General features: G+C 42.6%; 17 protein-coding genes. 15 read left to right on the top strand and 2 right to left on the bottom strand.

What is annotated here, in order from left to right; translation table 11 throughout:
- Positions 1 to 46 precede the first annotated feature (46 nt).
- From FTU22_RS05130 to rdgB, 8 genes are all read left to right on the top strand, one after another.
- Complete coding sequence (locus tag FTU22_RS05130) at positions 47 to 730, top strand: Fe2+-dependent dioxygenase (RefSeq protein ID WP_078192711.1); 684 nt, start codon at positions 47 to 49, stop codon at positions 728 to 730.
- Between the two features lie 33 nt (positions 731 to 763).
- A complete protein-coding gene (locus tag FTU22_RS05125) occupies positions 764 to 1,870 on the top strand; it encodes an alpha-hydroxy acid oxidase (RefSeq protein ID WP_180024465.1) in 1,107 nt (368 codons plus the stop codon).
- Positions 1,871 to 2,133: 263 nt separating this feature from the next.
- On the top strand, positions 2,134 to 3,831 hold the full coding sequence (gene leuA / locus FTU22_RS05120) for a 2-isopropylmalate synthase (RefSeq protein ID WP_078192712.1): 1,698 nt from the start codon (positions 2,134 to 2,136) through the stop codon (positions 3,829 to 3,831).
- Positions 3,832 to 3,935: 104 nt separating this feature from the next.
- Positions 3,936 to 5,096 carry a homoserine O-acetyltransferase gene (locus FTU22_RS05115; RefSeq protein ID WP_078192713.1) on the top strand — a complete coding sequence of 387 codons (1,161 nt, stop codon included), beginning with the start codon at positions 3,936 to 3,938 and terminating at the stop codon, positions 5,094 to 5,096.
- The gene (gene metW, locus FTU22_RS05110) at positions 5,096 to 5,689 is read left to right on the top strand and encodes a methionine biosynthesis protein MetW (protein WP_067763682.1); all 594 of its coding nucleotides are present in this window, start codon (positions 5,096 to 5,098) and stop codon (positions 5,687 to 5,689) included. The genes FTU22_RS05115 and metW overlap by 1 nt, the downstream gene beginning before the upstream one ends.
- Complete coding sequence (locus FTU22_RS05105; protein ID WP_078189669.1) at positions 5,686 to 6,276, top strand: tetratricopeptide repeat protein; 591 nt, start codon at positions 5,686 to 5,688, stop codon at positions 6,274 to 6,276. The genes metW and FTU22_RS05105 overlap by 4 nt, the downstream gene beginning before the upstream one ends.
- 92 nt (positions 6,277 to 6,368) lie before the next feature.
- Entirely contained in the window at positions 6,369 to 6,782 is a 414-nt protein-coding gene (locus tag FTU22_RS05100) for a hypothetical protein (protein ID WP_257225888.1), read from the top strand.
- A gap of 102 nt (positions 6,783 to 6,884) precedes the next feature.
- Positions 6,885 to 7,508 carry an RdgB/HAM1 family non-canonical purine NTP pyrophosphatase gene (gene rdgB / locus FTU22_RS05095; protein WP_180065187.1) on the top strand — a complete coding sequence of 208 codons (624 nt, stop codon included), beginning with the start codon at positions 6,885 to 6,887 and terminating at the stop codon, positions 7,506 to 7,508.
- 395 nt (positions 7,509 to 7,903) lie between these two features.
- Here rdgB and FTU22_RS05090 read toward each other — a convergent pair whose 3' ends face one another.
- Positions 7,904 to 8,785 (bottom strand): permease, encoded by an 882-nt coding sequence (locus FTU22_RS05090; protein WP_180093438.1) that lies wholly within the window; start codon positions 8,783 to 8,785, stop codon positions 7,904 to 7,906.
- A 139-nt stretch (positions 8,786 to 8,924) separates the two neighbouring features.
- Between FTU22_RS05090 and tatA the strand changes: the two genes are divergently transcribed.
- The 4 genes from tatA (at position 8,925) to FTU22_RS05070 (ending at position 12,840) form a co-directional block, all read left to right on the top strand.
- Positions 8,925 to 9,146: a Sec-independent protein translocase subunit TatA gene (tatA, locus tag FTU22_RS05085; RefSeq protein ID WP_078189673.1), complete on the top strand. Its 222-nt coding sequence runs from the start codon at positions 8,925 to 8,927 to the stop codon at positions 9,144 to 9,146.
- Positions 9,147 to 9,158: 12 nt separating this feature from the next.
- Positions 9,159 to 9,635: a Sec-independent protein translocase protein TatB gene (gene tatB / locus FTU22_RS05080; RefSeq protein ID WP_180093309.1), complete on the top strand. Its 477-nt coding sequence runs from the start codon at positions 9,159 to 9,161 to the stop codon at positions 9,633 to 9,635.
- On the top strand, positions 9,632 to 10,402 hold the full coding sequence (tatC, locus tag FTU22_RS05075; RefSeq protein ID WP_078192716.1) for a twin-arginine translocase subunit TatC: 771 nt from the start codon (positions 9,632 to 9,634) through the stop codon (positions 10,400 to 10,402). The genes tatB and tatC overlap by 4 nt, the downstream gene beginning before the upstream one ends.
- Before the next feature lie 221 nt (positions 10,403 to 10,623).
- A complete protein-coding gene (locus FTU22_RS05070; RefSeq protein ID WP_180093307.1) occupies positions 10,624 to 12,840 on the top strand; it encodes a PhoX family phosphatase in 2,217 nt (738 codons plus the stop codon).
- A gap of 40 nt (positions 12,841 to 12,880) precedes the next feature.
- Here the strand turns inward: FTU22_RS05070 and FTU22_RS05065 are convergent, their stop codons facing one another.
- A complete protein-coding gene (locus FTU22_RS05065; RefSeq protein ID WP_218955004.1) occupies positions 12,881 to 13,660 on the bottom strand; it encodes an NRDE family protein in 780 nt (259 codons plus the stop codon).
- Between the two features lie 93 nt (positions 13,661 to 13,753).
- Here FTU22_RS05065 and lgt point away from each other — a divergent pair, with 93 nt between their 5' ends.
- The 3 genes from lgt (at position 13,754) to FTU22_RS05050 (ending at position 15,484) form a co-directional block, all read left to right on the top strand.
- A complete protein-coding gene (lgt, locus tag FTU22_RS05060; protein WP_078189677.1) occupies positions 13,754 to 14,566 on the top strand; it encodes a prolipoprotein diacylglyceryl transferase in 813 nt (270 codons plus the stop codon).
- A gap of 156 nt (positions 14,567 to 14,722) precedes the next feature.
- Positions 14,723 to 15,115, top strand: a complete 393-nt coding sequence (locus tag FTU22_RS05055; RefSeq protein ID WP_180093305.1) for a hypothetical protein — start codon at positions 14,723 to 14,725, stop codon at positions 15,113 to 15,115.
- Positions 15,116 to 15,484 carry a hypothetical protein gene (locus FTU22_RS05050; protein ID WP_180093303.1) on the top strand — a complete coding sequence of 123 codons (369 nt, stop codon included), beginning with the start codon at positions 15,116 to 15,118 and terminating at the stop codon, positions 15,482 to 15,484.
- Positions 15,485 to 15,496 lie beyond the last annotated feature (12 nt).

Here is a 15,496-nt window from a genome sequence, read left to right as displayed (position 1 = left end):
TGTATATGATCAAAACATTAATATTACAGTTCCAAAGGGTTAGGCCGTGATTCACCATATCCCAAATGTATTGAGTAAAGAACAGGTCAACTACTTCCGCACAGAAATGCAAAAAGTAGAATGGATTAATGGTCAAAAAACTACGGGCTCACTGTCTAAAAATGTAAAAAACAACCAACAGCTAGATATAGACCATCCATTAACACAGCATTTAGGTGACATTATTCTGCATGAATTGTCACAACACGCGCTTTTTACATCTGCGGCTCTCCCCCTCAATATTTTGCCGCCCTATTTTAACCGCTATGAAAATGGTGAAACGTTTGGTTTCCATGTCGACAATGCCATTCGCTGGATGCCTGACAGCAATCAAAAAATTCGTACCGATTTGTCCTGCACGATTTTTCTAAGTGAACCCGAAGAATATGAGGGTGGTGAACTTGTGGTAGAAGACACCTATGGCTACCACGAAGTGAAATTGCCTGCCGGAGATTTGATTTTGTATCCATCTACCAGTGTGCATGAAGTTACTCCTGTGACTGCAGGCTGTCGTATTGCATCATTTTTTTGGTTGCAAAGTATGATCCGTGAAGATGCTGAGCGTCACATGTTATTTAATCTCGATCAAAGCATTCAAAATTTGCGTATGCAATTGGGTGATGCACATAGTGAAGTCGTCAAGTTGACTAGTCTGTATCACAACCTTATCCGCAAATGGGCCGAAATTTAAAGCTTAAGGTCAATAGACATGGACAAACTGACAATGACTGATCACAACATTTTAGCGCCACTCACTCAGATTCCAGCTCATTTGCAAACCATTGCAGATTATGAAGTCGAGGCTGAAAAACACCTTTCCAACATGGTGTGGCAGTACTTGCAAGGCGGCTCGATGGATGAACACAGTGTCCGTGGCAATTTGTCTCAGTTTGAACAGATACAACTGCTACCACGTATGCTGAAAGATCTAACCCAAGGTCATACCCAAATCGAAATCTTAGGGCAACGTTTCCCACATCCTATTTTTGTAGCCCCGATAGGTCATCAACAACAATTTCATCCTGATGCTGAAGCTGCAACAGCCCTCGCTGCCGAAGTCCTTGGCAGCAATATGATCCTCAGTACGTTTACCAATACAGATATGCGTAAGTTAAAGCAGAACAATCCGTACAAATGGTTCCAATTGTATTGGCAAGGTGAGCGCGAAAAGTCATTATCACTGGTCAAGATGGCAGAAGAACATGCCTATAAAGCGATTGTGGTGACTGTTGATTCCCCGCATACAGGGATTCGTGACCGTGAACGTCGAGTGTTTTTTCATTTGCCTGAAGTCATGCAGCATCCGCATACCCCTGCACATATCCCATTGCCTGAGCTCAACGATGGCGACCATCCCGTATTTAACGGTCTGATGAAAATCGCACCAACATGGGCGGATATCCTTTGGCTCAGTCAAAACACCTCATTACCTATTATTTTAAAAGGCATTGTCAATCCACATGATGCTGAACTTGCCCTGCAACACGGTGTGCAAGGCATTATTGTGTCGAATCATGGAGGGCGCGTACTGGATAGTTGCATTTCCCCTCTCACCGCTTTAGAACTGATTAAAAAAGTTGTGCCTACGGATTTTCCAGTTTTATATGATGGTGGTATTCGTCGAGGTTCAGATGTGTTTAAAGCGATAGCCTTGGGTGCATCTGCCGTATTAGTTGGACGTCCTTGCATTTATGGTTTAGCTACAGCGGGCGCTTTAGGCGTTGCCCATGTACTCAAAATACTGAAAGAAGAATTTGAGATTACGATGGCATTGATGGGAACAGCCACCGTCGATGAGATTAATAAAGATTATATTTTTCAAAAAAGCTAATTTTATAGAAAAATATTTTCCAGTAATGGCATCTTGACGCAAAAATAGGAAATTATTTCCGGAATATATGGACTAATATTTAGTTATACATTTACGAGCTTACGGTAAAGCTAAGTCATGTGAATCTTTACAGATTTATTTCGACTTTCGACTAAAGACTCCGAAATTAAACTTGTAAATTGTTAAAATAGACACAATCTATATAAGTAGTACCTTGCCGTTTATCCACGACATTTATCCACGGTGCTATAAGGAGTTTTCACATGATGTTGGCAGATCCAAGTAAAAAATACCGTCGCATGTACCAACGTGTAGACTTACCAGACCGTCAATGGCCAAATAACGAAATCAATAAAGCGCCGATCTGGATGAGTACCGACCTTCGTGACGGTAACCAAGCGATCTTCGAGCCAATGAACATTGAACAAAAGTTCAAAATGTTCCAAATGCTTGTGAAAATTGGTTTCAAACACATTGAAATCGGCTTCCCTTCTGCATCACAAATCGACTTTGATTTCACCCGTTTGTTGATCGAAGGCGGCCATATTCCCGATGATGTGTACATCGAAGTTTTGGTTCAAGCACGTGATCATTTGATTCAACGTACATTTGAATCATTACAAGGTGCAAAACGTGCCATCGTGCATATCTACAACTCAAACTCGCCAACATTCCGCAATAAAGTGTTGAATGTTGATGTTGCTGGTGCAAAACAATTAGCGATTAATGCCGCAACGAAAGTCAAAGAATACGCTGCAAAACAGCCTGAAACTGAATTTGTATTCCAATACAGTCCAGAGTGTTTTACTGCAACAGAATTAGAAGTTGCTAAAGATGTCTGTGATGCGGTCACTGAAATTTGGGAAGCATCTCCAGAGAACAAAGTGATTTTAAACTTGCCTGCAACGGTTGAAGTTTCAGGTCCGAACGTCTATGCCGACCAAGTGGAATGGATGCACCGTAACATTCAACGCCGTGACGGTGTGATTATTTCTGTGCACTGTCATAACGACCGTGGCTGTGGTATTGCCGCTTCAGAGTTGGCGATTATGGCTGGTGCTGACCGCGTCGAAGGTTGTGTGTTTGGTAACGGTGAACGTACAGGTAACGTGGACGTTGCAGCGATTGCATTGAACATGTATACCCAAGGTGTTGCGCCAAACTTAGATTTCTCAAACATCAACGAAATCATTTCAATCATTGAAGAATGCACAGGCTTGCCGGTACACCCTCGTCATCCGTATGCTGGTGATTTGGTCTTCACCGCGTTCTCTGGCTCACACCAAGATGCCATTAAAAAAGGTTTCGAGTTCCAAAAGAACGAAGAAATGTGGGATATGCCTTATTTGCCAATCGACCCGAAAGACTTGGGCCGCGACTATGATGCCGTGATTCGTGTCAACTCACAGTCTGGTAAAGGCGGTATTGCGTACTTGTTAGAATCAAATTACAACGTGGTGTTGCCTCGTCGTATTCAAATTGAGTTCTCGCAAATCGTACAGCAAAAAACAGATGAAGACGGTACTGAGATTTCTGCACAAGCGATCTGGTCATTGTTTAAAGACACGTATGTGGCGGCCAAAGATACACATTATGCGGCGAAAAACTACCGCTTACATGATGAAAATGGCAAGCAAGTCATTGAACTCGATATCGAAGTGAACGGTGAGATCCAGCAATTACGTGGTGAAGGCAACGGCCCAATTTCTGCTATCTTAAATGCATTGCAGTTGCCGATTGATGTCTTGAACTATGAAGAACGTAGTATCAGTTCTGGTGCGCATGCCAAAGCATTAGCTTTAATTGAACTTCAAGTGAAAGGTACAGGTAAGTCTGCATTCGGCGCAGGTGTACATGACAACATCGTGACTGCATCCATCGAAGCGATTATTGCCAGCACTAACCGTTTAATTGAACAAGGTGTTTTAAGTACTGAACAAGTGATTGCTGCTGCAGTCTAATTCAATGCTATAAATATCAAATAGCAATAAAATGACTTTAGAAGGATACCCTCAAGTGGTATCCTTTTATTATTCATACTAAAGATTTAAGGCGAATTATTCCTGTGTCTTTTCCAGCTGACTCAGTGGGCTTAGTTACCCCACAAAAGTTTATTTTTGAAGAGCCGTTAGAGCTCGAATGCGATCGCATACTCCCACGTTTTGAGCTCATGGTTGAAACTTATGGCGAACTGAATGCAGACAAATCTAATGCAATTTTGATTTGTCATGCTCTGTCAGGCCATCACCATGCAGCAGGTTATCATCATGAAGATGACCGTAAACCAGGTTGGTGGGACGCATGTATTGGACCAGGCAAAGCCATTGATACGTCAAAATTCTTTGTCGTAGCACTAAATAATATTGGCGGCTGTAGCGGTTCTACTGGACCGACCTCTCCAAATCCTGAAAATGACAATCGCCCTTATGGTCCTGATTTCCCATTAGTGACTGTCCGTGACTGGGTCAAAACCCAAGCCATGTTGTCTGATCGTTTAGAAATTCAGCAGTGGTATGCGGTGATTGGCGGCTCTTTAGGCGGTATGCAAGCTCTACAATGGTCTGTGGACTATCCAGATCGTTTACAAAAGTGCGTGATTATTGCCAGTACACCAAAACTGTCTGCGCAAAACATTGCCTTTAACGAAGTGGCGCGTCAGTCGATTTTGTCTGACCCTGATTTCCATGATGGTCGCTATTTAGAAAATGATAGTTATCCTAAGCGAGGTTTGATCTTGGCCCGTATGGTGGGTCATATCACTTACCTCTCTGAAGAAGCCATGAAACAAAAATTTGGCCGTGACTTAAAGTCAGGTAAATTTATGTATGGCTTTGACGTCGAATTCCAAGTCGAAAGTTATTTGCGTTATCAAGGTGAGCAATTTAGCCGTAACTTTGATGCCAATACCTATTTGATCATGACCAAGGCTTTAGATTATTTCGATCCATCACGTGAATATGAGCAATCATTAAAAACCGCGATGTCTAAAACCAAGTGTCAATTTTTAGTTGTTTCGTTTACAACGGACTGGCGTTTTGCCCCTGCTCGTTCGCAAGAAATTGTAGATGCATTAATTAGCAATCATAAGCCTGTGAGCTATGTGGATATTGATGCTGAACAAGGCCATGACTCTTTCTTGTTCCCGATTCCGTTATATGTGAAAAGCTTACGTGCATTCCTAGGCGGTGTAAAACACCTGCAAGAAACACCGAAGGAGACCAACTAATGCGTATTGATCATCAACTGGCTGAACGTTGGATTAAACCAGATTCAAGCGTACTCGATTTAGGGTGTGGTGACGGTGAACTGCTTGCACATATGAGCAAAAAGCACAATATTCGTGCATATGGCTTAGAAATTGATCAAGAAAAGATTGCAATTGCAGTCAGTCGCGGGTTAAATATCATCCAACAGGACTTGAACTTAGGTTTAAGTCGCTTTGCCGACCAGTCTTTTGACTATGTGGTTATGGCACAAGCCTTGCAAGCTGTAGATGCGCCAGACGTTCTCTTAAGAGACATGGTGCGTGTGGGGAAACAGGCTATTATTACCTTTCCAAACTTTGCACATTGGAAGACTCGTTCTTTCCTTGCATTAAAAGGAATGATGCCCGTTTCAGACGCGTTACCCTATATGTGGTATAACACGCCCAATATTCATTTATGTACTTTCCGTGATTTTGAAGCGCTGTGTGCTGAAAATAACATCCGGATTATTAACCGACTTGCCGTGAATGGGGATCAACAAGACAGTTTACTCAGTAAACGTCTCCCAAATCTATTTGGTGAAGTCGCAATTTATCGAGTGAGCGCTCTATGAAAAAATTATTATTAAGCACGACGCTACTGATTGGACTTTTTAGCATACAAGCCCATGCGGATTATGTTGCTCCATCATCTTCAGTTTCTAGCCAAGCTGCTCAATATTCAATTATGGATATTCACAGCTTAAGTAAAGCTGCTAAAGCAGGTCAGCCCGGTGCTCAGTTTTACTTAGGCACTAAATATCAACAAGGTAAAGACGTTGCCAAAGATGAACGTCAAGCTTTTGCATGGTATAAGGCTGCTGCTGATCAAGGTTTATCTGCAGCACAGCTTAATGTAGGTCGTATGCTCGCTGATGGCATTGGGACTAAAAAAGATGAAGCGCTTGCTCGTCAATATTTCGAAAAAGCAGCCAGCCGTGGTGATAACCGCGCAAGCTTTAACTTAGCCATGATGGAAGAGCAAAAGAAAAACTACATGGGTGCATACCAATGGTATGAGCTTTCTACCCGTGATGGCATGCTCGACAACAAAGTGATTAGCTTGTCTGAAGGTAAGAAAACGGCATTGGCAGCCAACTTAAGCCAAGACCAAATTCGTCAAGCACGTGACCGTGCAGACAAATGGATTCAAGCACAATAAGTTTTTGAATCTTAAAAAGCACCTTCGGGTGCTTTTTTATTAAATATATACTTCTAAAATAACCCATATTTTTAAAATTATAAGGACAATACATGAAAATAAATTTTGAAGTCATTCAATATTCAAGTGGATATTATTCTGGATTAAACATACAGATTATTCCTTTTAACCTTGATCAAAATCCAAACTTGCAAAACTCTATCGTTATTGATGAACTCGCTTTTTCACTTATCGAAAAATTCTTCTTTGAACATGAAAGCCCTTGGTCACATTGGGGACCAACTTATGTTTATCCTGAAAAAATCACTACAATTATTGAAAGGCTGAATCCTTATAAAAACTATCTAAATGAAAAAAAAATTTTAACTTATAAAGATAATGTTCAGCTTCTCTTTAAAAAAGAAACAAAAAATTTTAGGAAGAAATTCCCTAAATATAAAACTAAAATAATCACTATGATTAACCAAATCATTGGATTTTTAAAAATATTCAAATTAATAAAATAGATGGTATTACAGTAATAGGAGTCTAAAGCGCATTTAACTTCAACCAGATACGTTAAATCCGTTAAAATACATTTCAATATTCAACATAAAGAGCGATTCTGCATGGCTTCATCTAATTGGTTATCTCAAGGCACTTTGGTTCTGGCGAGCAACAACAAAGGTAAAATTGCAGAATTTGAAAAAATGTTTGCCGAGCTTAATCTTCCTGTTGAAGTGATTCCTCAAGGTCAATTAAACATTGAAGATGCCATCGAAGACGGTCTAAGCTTTGTTGAAAATGCCATTATCAAAGCGCGTCACGCATCGAAAATTTCAGGCAAGCCAGCCATTGCAGATGATTCTGGCATTTGCGTTCCTGTACTCGGTGGCGCACCAGGGATTTACTCTGCGCGCTATGCAGGTGAACATGGCAATGATGCCGCTAACAATGCCAAGTTGCTTGCTGACCTCAAACCACTCCGTAAAGAGGGTGAAGCCATCGAAGGGATGTTTGTATGTGTCTTGGCTTTGGTCCAACATGCAGAAGACCCACTCCCACAAATTTTCCAAGGGATTTGGCGCGGTGAAGTGATGGAAGCAGCACGTGGTGAAAATGGCTTTGGCTATGACCCACTGTTTTGGCTGCCTGAACTAAACGTTTCTAGCGCTGAATTATCAAAAGAAGAAAAAAATAAAATCAGCCATCGTGGTCAGGCGATGAAATTATTTAAAGCAAGTTTGAAATAATTTGAATTGGAGTTAATCTTAATGCCAAAGATTAACTCCAATCCCTGAATAAAAATAGAATAATTATGGCACTTCAACCGATACAGATCATATGCAACGCTTGCCATCACACTTCAACTGAAATCCCAACACGCTCATTTCTTGGTTTTCAAAAAATAAGCTGCTCTCATTGCCATGCGCAACTGACCTACCCGCTCACCTCGGACTTTCGTACCACTTACGCTATTTTTGCAGTGTTGATCGTAGTGTCGATCATGCTTAATCTGTCGCAAGGTCAGGTTGGATTTTCAGGCCTGATAGGTATCGCGATGATATATGCCCTCGTGCGAGATTGGCAGATTCGCAAACAGCTTAAGTAGTCACCCTTTGTGGGCATCTATAATTCACTTTTCATTTTAAAGCGAAAAAAGATGCAAAATTAACCCATAAAAACTGACGACGATACAGCTCATAATCGTGCCTGAAGCAATATAACGTGCCGAAGTGCCTGTTCCTTGATAATGCGTTTCTAAAGCCACAATATTGGCTGCAGGGGGTAAGCAGAACAGCATGAACATCACCCCAATATATTTCTCGATCTGGGGAATCGGAAGAAAGGCATAACTCAAACTACAGATCACCGCGCCAACGGTGAGTTTCATCGCATAAATACGACTACTGTTCATCAGATTACTCCACTGTACCTTAGTTTGGCGCAGCCACATGCCTAAGACGCACATCCCTGTGAAACTCATTCCAATTTTTGCAGCCTGATACAGCCAATCTAAGATCTGATGTTCTTCTAAATGTTGTAATCCAACTATTCGACAGACACCTGCAATCATCAAGGCAAATACAGGCGGTGACATCGCCACTTTTTGAATCACGCTCGACCATGGGAGTTGGGCTGAACTGACGGCTGTAACGGCCCACATATTGCCAAAGATAGAGCCACCGACATACAGAGCCACCATCGCTGCACTAATTTCAGGGCCGAACAGTGCTAAGGCAAAAGGAAAACCCAGCCAAGCCAAGTTCAAATAACTGACACACAAGGCACGTAAACTATCTTTTAATAGCCAGCGAAATAAATAAAACATCAGCACGGCAACACTAAAGCTAAAGAGCATGAGCGCTAAACTGCCTGCTTGATAGAACACCATGTTGTAGATGATTACGGCTGGAATAAAACAGCGTGCAAGTAAGCTAGAGAAAATCGATTTGAGCGATGCGGTTCCTAATAATGATGCCAATCCGAGACCACTTAAAAAACCCAATATCGGAAGAAGAAACGCCACTACACCACCCTCACTGCTCAATCCATGCATAGTAACACTGAACATAATTGGCGGCTGTCTTTAAACTGCAACATCTTGGTCACTTCACTGTCATCTACAACTGCTGAAATGTTGTGCAGACCAACAAGAGGATAACAAGATGGCTGGACTATCGATTTGGCATGTACTGATTTTTGCAATTGTGGTGATTTTACTCTTTGGTACCTCTAAGCTAAAAAACTTGGGCAAAGATGTCGGCGGCGCGGTCAAAGATTTCAAAAAATCGATGCGTGATGAAGACGCAGCAAACACACAGCTTAATGAGCCTCGCACGCTAGAGCATGAAGCTCAAAATAAAACCAATTCCTCAGTTCAAAGCTAAGGAGTTGTCATAATGCTTAATATTGGTATTAGCGAATTACTGGTGTTCAGCATTATTGCGCTGATCGTACTCGGCCCAGAAAAACTGCCTGAAGGTATCCGCTTTGCAGGTAAATGGTACGGGAAAGTTAAACGACTGATCAGTAACGTGCAAACAGATATTGATCGTGAGCTTCGCATGTCCGAACTTCGTGAAGAAATGCAAAAAGAAATGCAACGTATTCAACAGCTCGAAGCGCGTATGCAGGCGCAGATGAATGAATTGCAACAAACGCAACACCCCATAGAACAGACTGCGCAAAAACAACAAGAAGCCGTCCTACCTGACAATAAAAATTTATCCCCACGTTATCAGTACATCGAACGTGGTCAGAGCACGATATTTGCCGTGGTTACACCCCAAATGAGAATAAAGCACGAGATTAAAACAGATCAAGCTCCTGTATTAAGTTCTACCGATGCATTAGCAGAATATCAGGTGGCCGTATGACAGATCTTTCACTGAACAATTCACAGAACACTGTGCCTGATTTGGAAGAAATGCCGATCACCAAACATTTGGTGATTTTGCGTCGGCATTTGATCAAAATTACAGGGCTCATTTTGATTCTGTTCTTTTGTTTATTGCCCTTTGCCAATCAAAGCTATCAATTGATGTCAGAGCCTCTGCGTGCGCAGTTGCCGATGAACTCATCCATGATCGCAACGGATGTGACCGCCACCTTTATGGCGCCGTTTAAGCTAAATTTCTTTGTCGCGCTTATGCTCGCGATGCCCTTCGTGATTTATCAACTTTGGGCCTTCATCAAACCTGCACTGTATGAAAAAGAGCGGCATTTGGCGATGCCCTTATTATTCGGCAGTATCGTCCTCTTCTATGCCGGAATTGCATTTGCCTATTGGGTTGCCCTACCATCCATCCTGCATTTTTTTATGAGTGTTTCCCCTGAAACAGTCGCGCCAATGACGGATATCAATAGTTATTTAAGTTTCTGCTTAAAGCTTTTTTTGGTGTTTGGACTGACCTTTGAAATTCCGATCATCACATTAATTTTGATTTTGATCGGGGTGGTATCTACTCAAACCTTGGTAGAGAAGCGTCGTTTTATTATCGTCGGCTGTTTTTTTGTCGCCATGTTTGCCACGCCACCCGATGCGCTTTCGATGATCATGTTAGCCATTCCTATGTGGATGCTGTTTGAGCTGGGTTTGTTCTTTGGCAAGCTGATTGAAAAACGACGTGCATCTGCACCTTAAACAAACTTATTTTTCGACAATTTTGGTGAGTTTTACACCTAAGAGGCTGAGATAGCCTCTTTTTTTTATGCACCCATTTAATGTTTTGCAATTTACATGCAGCGAAATCTAAACGCCTATTTCATCAGTTTGCAACATTAGCTTCAAAGCATTGTCATATTTTATCGATAGTTTTATGTGATCAACTTTTACCCAGCACACCTTTGCCAGGATTTAAATTCATGACAAACATGCCATATAACGAAGATCAAGAACTTGATAACAACACTTCGGATAACCTTCATTTTCGTGACATTTTAGAACAACGCATCAGCCGTCGTAGCTTGATTACCAAGACTGCGAGTGGTGCAGTCGCACTTGCATTGGCATCTTCATTAACGGGGTGTAATGATGACAATGACTCAAATTCAAATAGCAATATCAAACCACCAGTTACAGATCCAAATCAAAAACCGACCAAGTTCAATTTCACACCAGTGAAAAAGAATTTAGACGATATCGTGACTGTTCCTGAAGGCTATCAAGCGCATGTGCTATATGCGATGGGTGACTCGATTAACCCTGCATACCCAGCATGGGATGATAACAATGTTCCTTCTGGCCCGAGCTTCCAATTCCGCTCTGGTGACTGCCATGACGGTATGAGCTTCTTTGGTTTAAATACCACCTCTGGACGTTATGATGCCAAACAGTCTGACCAAGGTTTGTTGGTGATGAACCATGAATACATCAATCCAACCTTCTTACACCCACAAGGCCCAACCAAAGTAGATGGCCGTCGCCCTGAAGATGAAGTTATCCGTGAAGTCAATGCACACGGAGTTTCTGTGATTCAAATTGAAAAAGACAGCAAGACTCAAGCCGTTAAACTGGTACAAAACTCTCCATTTAACCGTCGTATTACCGCATCGACCGTAATGGACTTTAAAGGCCCTGTTGCAGGCTCAAGCTTAGTCAGTACGAAGTTTTCAGCCAATGGTCAACAAACCCGTGGTACACACAACAACTGTGGTAATGGTTATACCCCTTGGGGCACTTACCTGACGACAGAAGAAAACTTCATTGGTTACTTCGCTCGTGCAAAAGACGATGATGCCAAACGTAGTCCGGCTGAAATTGTGGCACTCAACCGTTATGGTCTAAAAGCGGGTGCAAACTCGCGCTATGGTTGGGAAACAGCGATTGGAAGTAATGAGTCTCAAGATTTATATGACCGTTGGTCGGCGAATGTTACCGGTACTCAGGCAGCAGAAGATTATCGTAATGGTCCAAACACCTTTGGTTGGATTGTCGAAATCGATCCATTTGACCGTCGTGAAAACCCCGTAAAACGTACAGCACTGGGTCGCTTTGCACATGAAGACTGCCGTGCAAGTCGCTTACGTGAAGATGACAACCTCGCATTTTACATGGGTGATGACTCACGCGGTGAATACATCTATAAATTTGTATCCGACCAAAAATGGAATAAAAAAGATGTCAACGGTGGCTATGCTGCAGGTGACAAATACATGAACAACGGTAAGTTATACGTTGCCAAATTTAACAATGACGGCAAAGGTCAATGGATTGAATTGAGCTATAACGTCAATGGTTTAAACCAAAGCAACAGCGTTTATCCGTTTAGCTCACAAGCAGATGTTCTGACCTTCGCACGTCTTGCCGCAGATGCTGTCGGTGCTACCAAAATGGACCGCCCTGAATGGGTCGCTGTGCATCCAGACAATGGTGAAGTCTATGTGACCCTCACCAATAACTCGAACCGTGGTACGACGCATGCACTAGATGCTGCCAACCCACGTAACTACACCGACCCTGAAGGTGGTAAAGGCAACGTCAACGGTCATATTATCCGTTTCCGTGAAGACGGTGATACAACCACAGCGCTCAGCTTTACTTGGGATATTTACCTGTTTGGTGCTGAAGCAAAAATGGCGAGCAACATTAACTTATCTGGTCTAAATGACAATAACGACTTGTCTTCACCCGATGGGATGTGGTTCGACCCACGTGGTGTGTTATGGATTCAAACCGATGACGGTGCTTATACCGATACCACCAACTGTATGATGCTTGCTGCACTTCCGGGTCAAGTCGGTGACGGCACGAAAGCCACGACCTCATCGGGTCAAGAAACCATTGTGGGGGCAAAATTGAATGACGAAAACTTACGTCGCTTCCTGACTGGACCTAAAGAATGTGAAATCACAGGTGTGACGATGACACCTGACTACAAAGCGATTTTTATCAATGTGCAACATCCCGGTGAAGATTCAGCATCCTATTCTGAACCGACCAGCCACTGGCCTGCATCACAAACCAATGCAGCAGCGACTTCACGTCCTCGCTCAGCGACCGTAGTCATCACCCGTAAAGATGGTGGTGTGATTGCTGGCGAAGCGATAGAACAAGCTCAGCCAACGCAAAAAACCGCATAAAACACCTTTAAAAAAAAAGCCGACGAATCGTCGGCTTTTTTTATACCTTTAAATGCACTTCTATCTGGGTGATCTGTCCTTGTTGCTCACCCTGCTGCTGTTTTTCCTGCCAATGCCACTGTGAATCCCGCATACATAATAAATTTGAACAGCGGGTGCCATACACCGGACTTTGAATAAAGGTTGAAGACAGCAAATGTTCCATTTCCGCCTGAATCCCAGTATTGGGTAGCAGCGCTGGAATGATTTTACGTTCATCTTCCAAAATATCCCACGCAGCGGCGTCTATGTCCGCCTGTGGTTGCTGGCTTTGTAGCATCGGTAAAAATTCTTGCGTGAAACGTTTACGTAAATGTCGGGTCTTTTCCCAATGTTCAGTCATTAAACCATTGGATGTGACATACACCCCTTTGGCTAAGACTTGTGGCGCTTCACCGCGATTACTCATATAAACGGCTTGAGTGGCATCGCCAACGAATAAATTAAAGCCAGCATAATTACATTGGATTTGTTCCAGTGCTTGCGCAAACCGAATGGGCGTTTGCTCAGATTCTAAAAATTGCTGAATCAAAGCGCCACGTGAAGTGGGATATGCAGTCTGATCACGACCATCACGAAAATTGGTCACAATCGCCCAACGCCCTTGAGCGGTTATCCCCATCCATGTTCCACCAGACTGTAAGTCCTGCCCTGCAATAATCGGACTATCTACCCATTGCTTTAGGCCTGCCGTCGGTCGATGATAAAACTCATCACGATTCGAAATCAGGCAGAGTGGCATGTCATCCAAGACCTGCCAAGCAAAAGCCACAATGCACATATTCAACTCTCAATATCTTTACACATTGAATGTACAACATTTTTCAGCACATTCAGCTAAAATCTGTGCAAAACATAATGACAAGGAACAGCAATGCTGACATATCCAAATATCGACCCTGTGGCGATATCACTGGGGCCACTACAAGTTCACTGGTATGGTCTGATGTATTTATTGGCCTTTTTATTTGCATGGGGCTTGGCAACCTACCGTGCAAAACAACGTGACGGCTGGAACGCAGAAATGGTCTCTGACCTGATTTTCTACGGTGCATTGGGTGTCGTGATTGGTGGACGCTTTGGCTATGTCTTCTTTTATGGTTTCGATCAGTTCCTTGCCAACCCACTATGGCTGTTCCAAGTTTGGACAGGTGGCATGAGCTTCCATGGCGGTTTCCTTGGGGTCATGATTGCCATGTTACTGTGGTGCAAAAAATATAAAATGACCTGGTTCCAGACCCTCGACTTTATTGCACCCTGCGTTCCAACAGGCTTAATGTTTGGTCGTATTGGGAACTTTATTGGTGGCGAACTGTATGGCCGTGCAGTGACTGACCCTAATTTTGCTTTCGGTATGATTTTCCCGACCGATCCACTCCAATTGGTGCGCCATCCGTCGCAGCTCTATCAAGCACTCTGTGAAGGTTTAATTCTGTTTATCGTGCTGTGGTGGTTTAGTTCAAAACCTCGTCCACGTTATGCCGTTTCAGCCTTGTTCCTCATCGGATATGGTATCGCACGCTTCACCGTTGAATTCTTCCGTGAGCCGGACAATGGTCAACTATTCATTGGATGGATGAGTAAAGGTCAGTTCCTGACAGTTCCGATGATTCTGATTGGACTATGGATGATGTGGTATGCCTACCAGAAAAAAATCTATGACTGGGGTCCACAAAAAAATCATTAATATTTTCTAAATGTCTTTAAGCAAGCGAGGTTTAAGCCTCGCTTTTTTATGCGCTGAAATTTATTCCTTCATACGCATTTACTGCACATGAAGTGACTGAATTAGACAACCGATCTGTGCTAAAGTTTATTCAGCTTATTTTTAAACTATCGATCCATGCTTGAATTTTGGTTTAACCCCAGCGTTTCTGTAATTAAAAAAATCCTGTTTTTTATTGCGATGGCCGTACTGACCGGTGTTTTGTATTGGATGGAACCCTTAACACTTCAAGCCATTCTAATGTTCATGGGTACAGGCGTGATTTTCCTGATTTGTCGTTATTGTAAGATTCATTTTGCAGCAAAAAACCCAACTGGTTTACTCTATCGTTTATTGACGTGGATACCGATTGCACTGCTGTTGGCTTTGGTTTTTATCAACATGAATAAGGGTGAAATTTTGATTCCGGGTGCTCAAGGCATTGGCTTTATGGCTTTGGCAATCTGCCTGCTCTCCCCGATTTCACTGCTGAATAAAAACGAGAAAACTTCACCCGAAGGTAAGGTTTAAATGCTGACGTTTTGGTACTCTGAGCGCTGTAACCGACAAATCAAGCTCATCATTTGTATCAGTACCTGTGTGCTTATTTTTCTATGCGCTGAACAAAAACAACTAGATCCCCGCTTTGCGGGCTTCAGTTTAGCCATTGGTATGATGATTGATCTGCTTTATAAGCTCAGACAAGACAAACTAAAAACACTGTCTCCGTCATTAAAATGCGGTTTGGCTGGTTTGCCAATTTTATGTTTAGTGTGCTTAATTTATTTTCTACCCAATGAGCAACGCTGGATTTTAGCGCTGCAATGTGTGGGCTTTACTGCAATTGGATTATTTATCGTCTCGATCTACAGTCAGCGTGCAAAAAGGTTTGAAGACTAACCTTTTATTCAG

The sequence above is a fragment of the Acinetobacter sp. YH12076 genome (genome assembly GCF_013419525.1).
Classification (GTDB): Bacteria; Pseudomonadota; Gammaproteobacteria; order Pseudomonadales; family Moraxellaceae; genus Acinetobacter; species Acinetobacter amyesii.
The sequence above is the reverse complement of the archived record's forward strand: the minus strand, read 5'-3'. Positions and strand labels throughout refer to the sequence as shown.

What these genes read in the sequence shown, in the direction of transcription:
- FTU22_RS05070 (WP_180093307.1), top strand. Translation starts at nt 10,624, where the DNA reads ATGACAAACATGCCATATAACGAAGATCAAGAACTTGATAACAACACT.
- FTU22_RS05125 (WP_180024465.1), top strand. Translation starts at nt 764, where the DNA reads ATGACTGATCACAACATTTTAGCGCCACTCACTCAGATTCCAGCTCAT.
- FTU22_RS05055 (WP_180093305.1), top strand. Translation starts at nt 14,723, where the DNA reads ATGCTTGAATTTTGGTTTAACCCCAGCGTTTCTGTAATTAAAAAAATC.
- leuA (WP_078192712.1), top strand. Translation starts at nt 2,134, where the DNA reads ATGATGTTGGCAGATCCAAGTAAAAAATACCGTCGCATGTACCAACGT.
- metW (WP_067763682.1), top strand. Translation starts at nt 5,096, where the DNA reads ATGCGTATTGATCATCAACTGGCTGAACGTTGGATTAAACCAGATTCA.
- tatC (WP_078192716.1), top strand. Translation starts at nt 9,632, where the DNA reads ATGACAGATCTTTCACTGAACAATTCACAGAACACTGTGCCTGATTTG.
- lgt (WP_078189677.1), top strand. Translation starts at nt 13,754, where the DNA reads ATGCTGACATATCCAAATATCGACCCTGTGGCGATATCACTGGGGCCA.
- tatA (WP_078189673.1), top strand. Translation starts at nt 8,925, where the DNA reads ATGGCTGGACTATCGATTTGGCATGTACTGATTTTTGCAATTGTGGTG.
- FTU22_RS05065 (WP_218955004.1), bottom strand. Translation starts at nt 13,660, where the DNA reads ATGTGCATTGTGGCTTTTGCTTGGCAGGTCTTGGATGACATGCCACTC.
- FTU22_RS05100 (WP_257225888.1), top strand. Translation starts at nt 6,369, where the DNA reads ATGAAAATAAATTTTGAAGTCATTCAATATTCAAGTGGATATTATTCT.
- tatB (WP_180093309.1), top strand. Translation starts at nt 9,159, where the DNA reads ATGCTTAATATTGGTATTAGCGAATTACTGGTGTTCAGCATTATTGCG.
- rdgB (WP_180065187.1), top strand. Translation starts at nt 6,885, where the DNA reads ATGGCTTCATCTAATTGGTTATCTCAAGGCACTTTGGTTCTGGCGAGC.
- FTU22_RS05050 (WP_180093303.1), top strand. Translation starts at nt 15,116, where the DNA reads ATGCTGACGTTTTGGTACTCTGAGCGCTGTAACCGACAAATCAAGCTC.
- FTU22_RS05105 (WP_078189669.1), top strand. Translation starts at nt 5,686, where the DNA reads ATGAAAAAATTATTATTAAGCACGACGCTACTGATTGGACTTTTTAGC.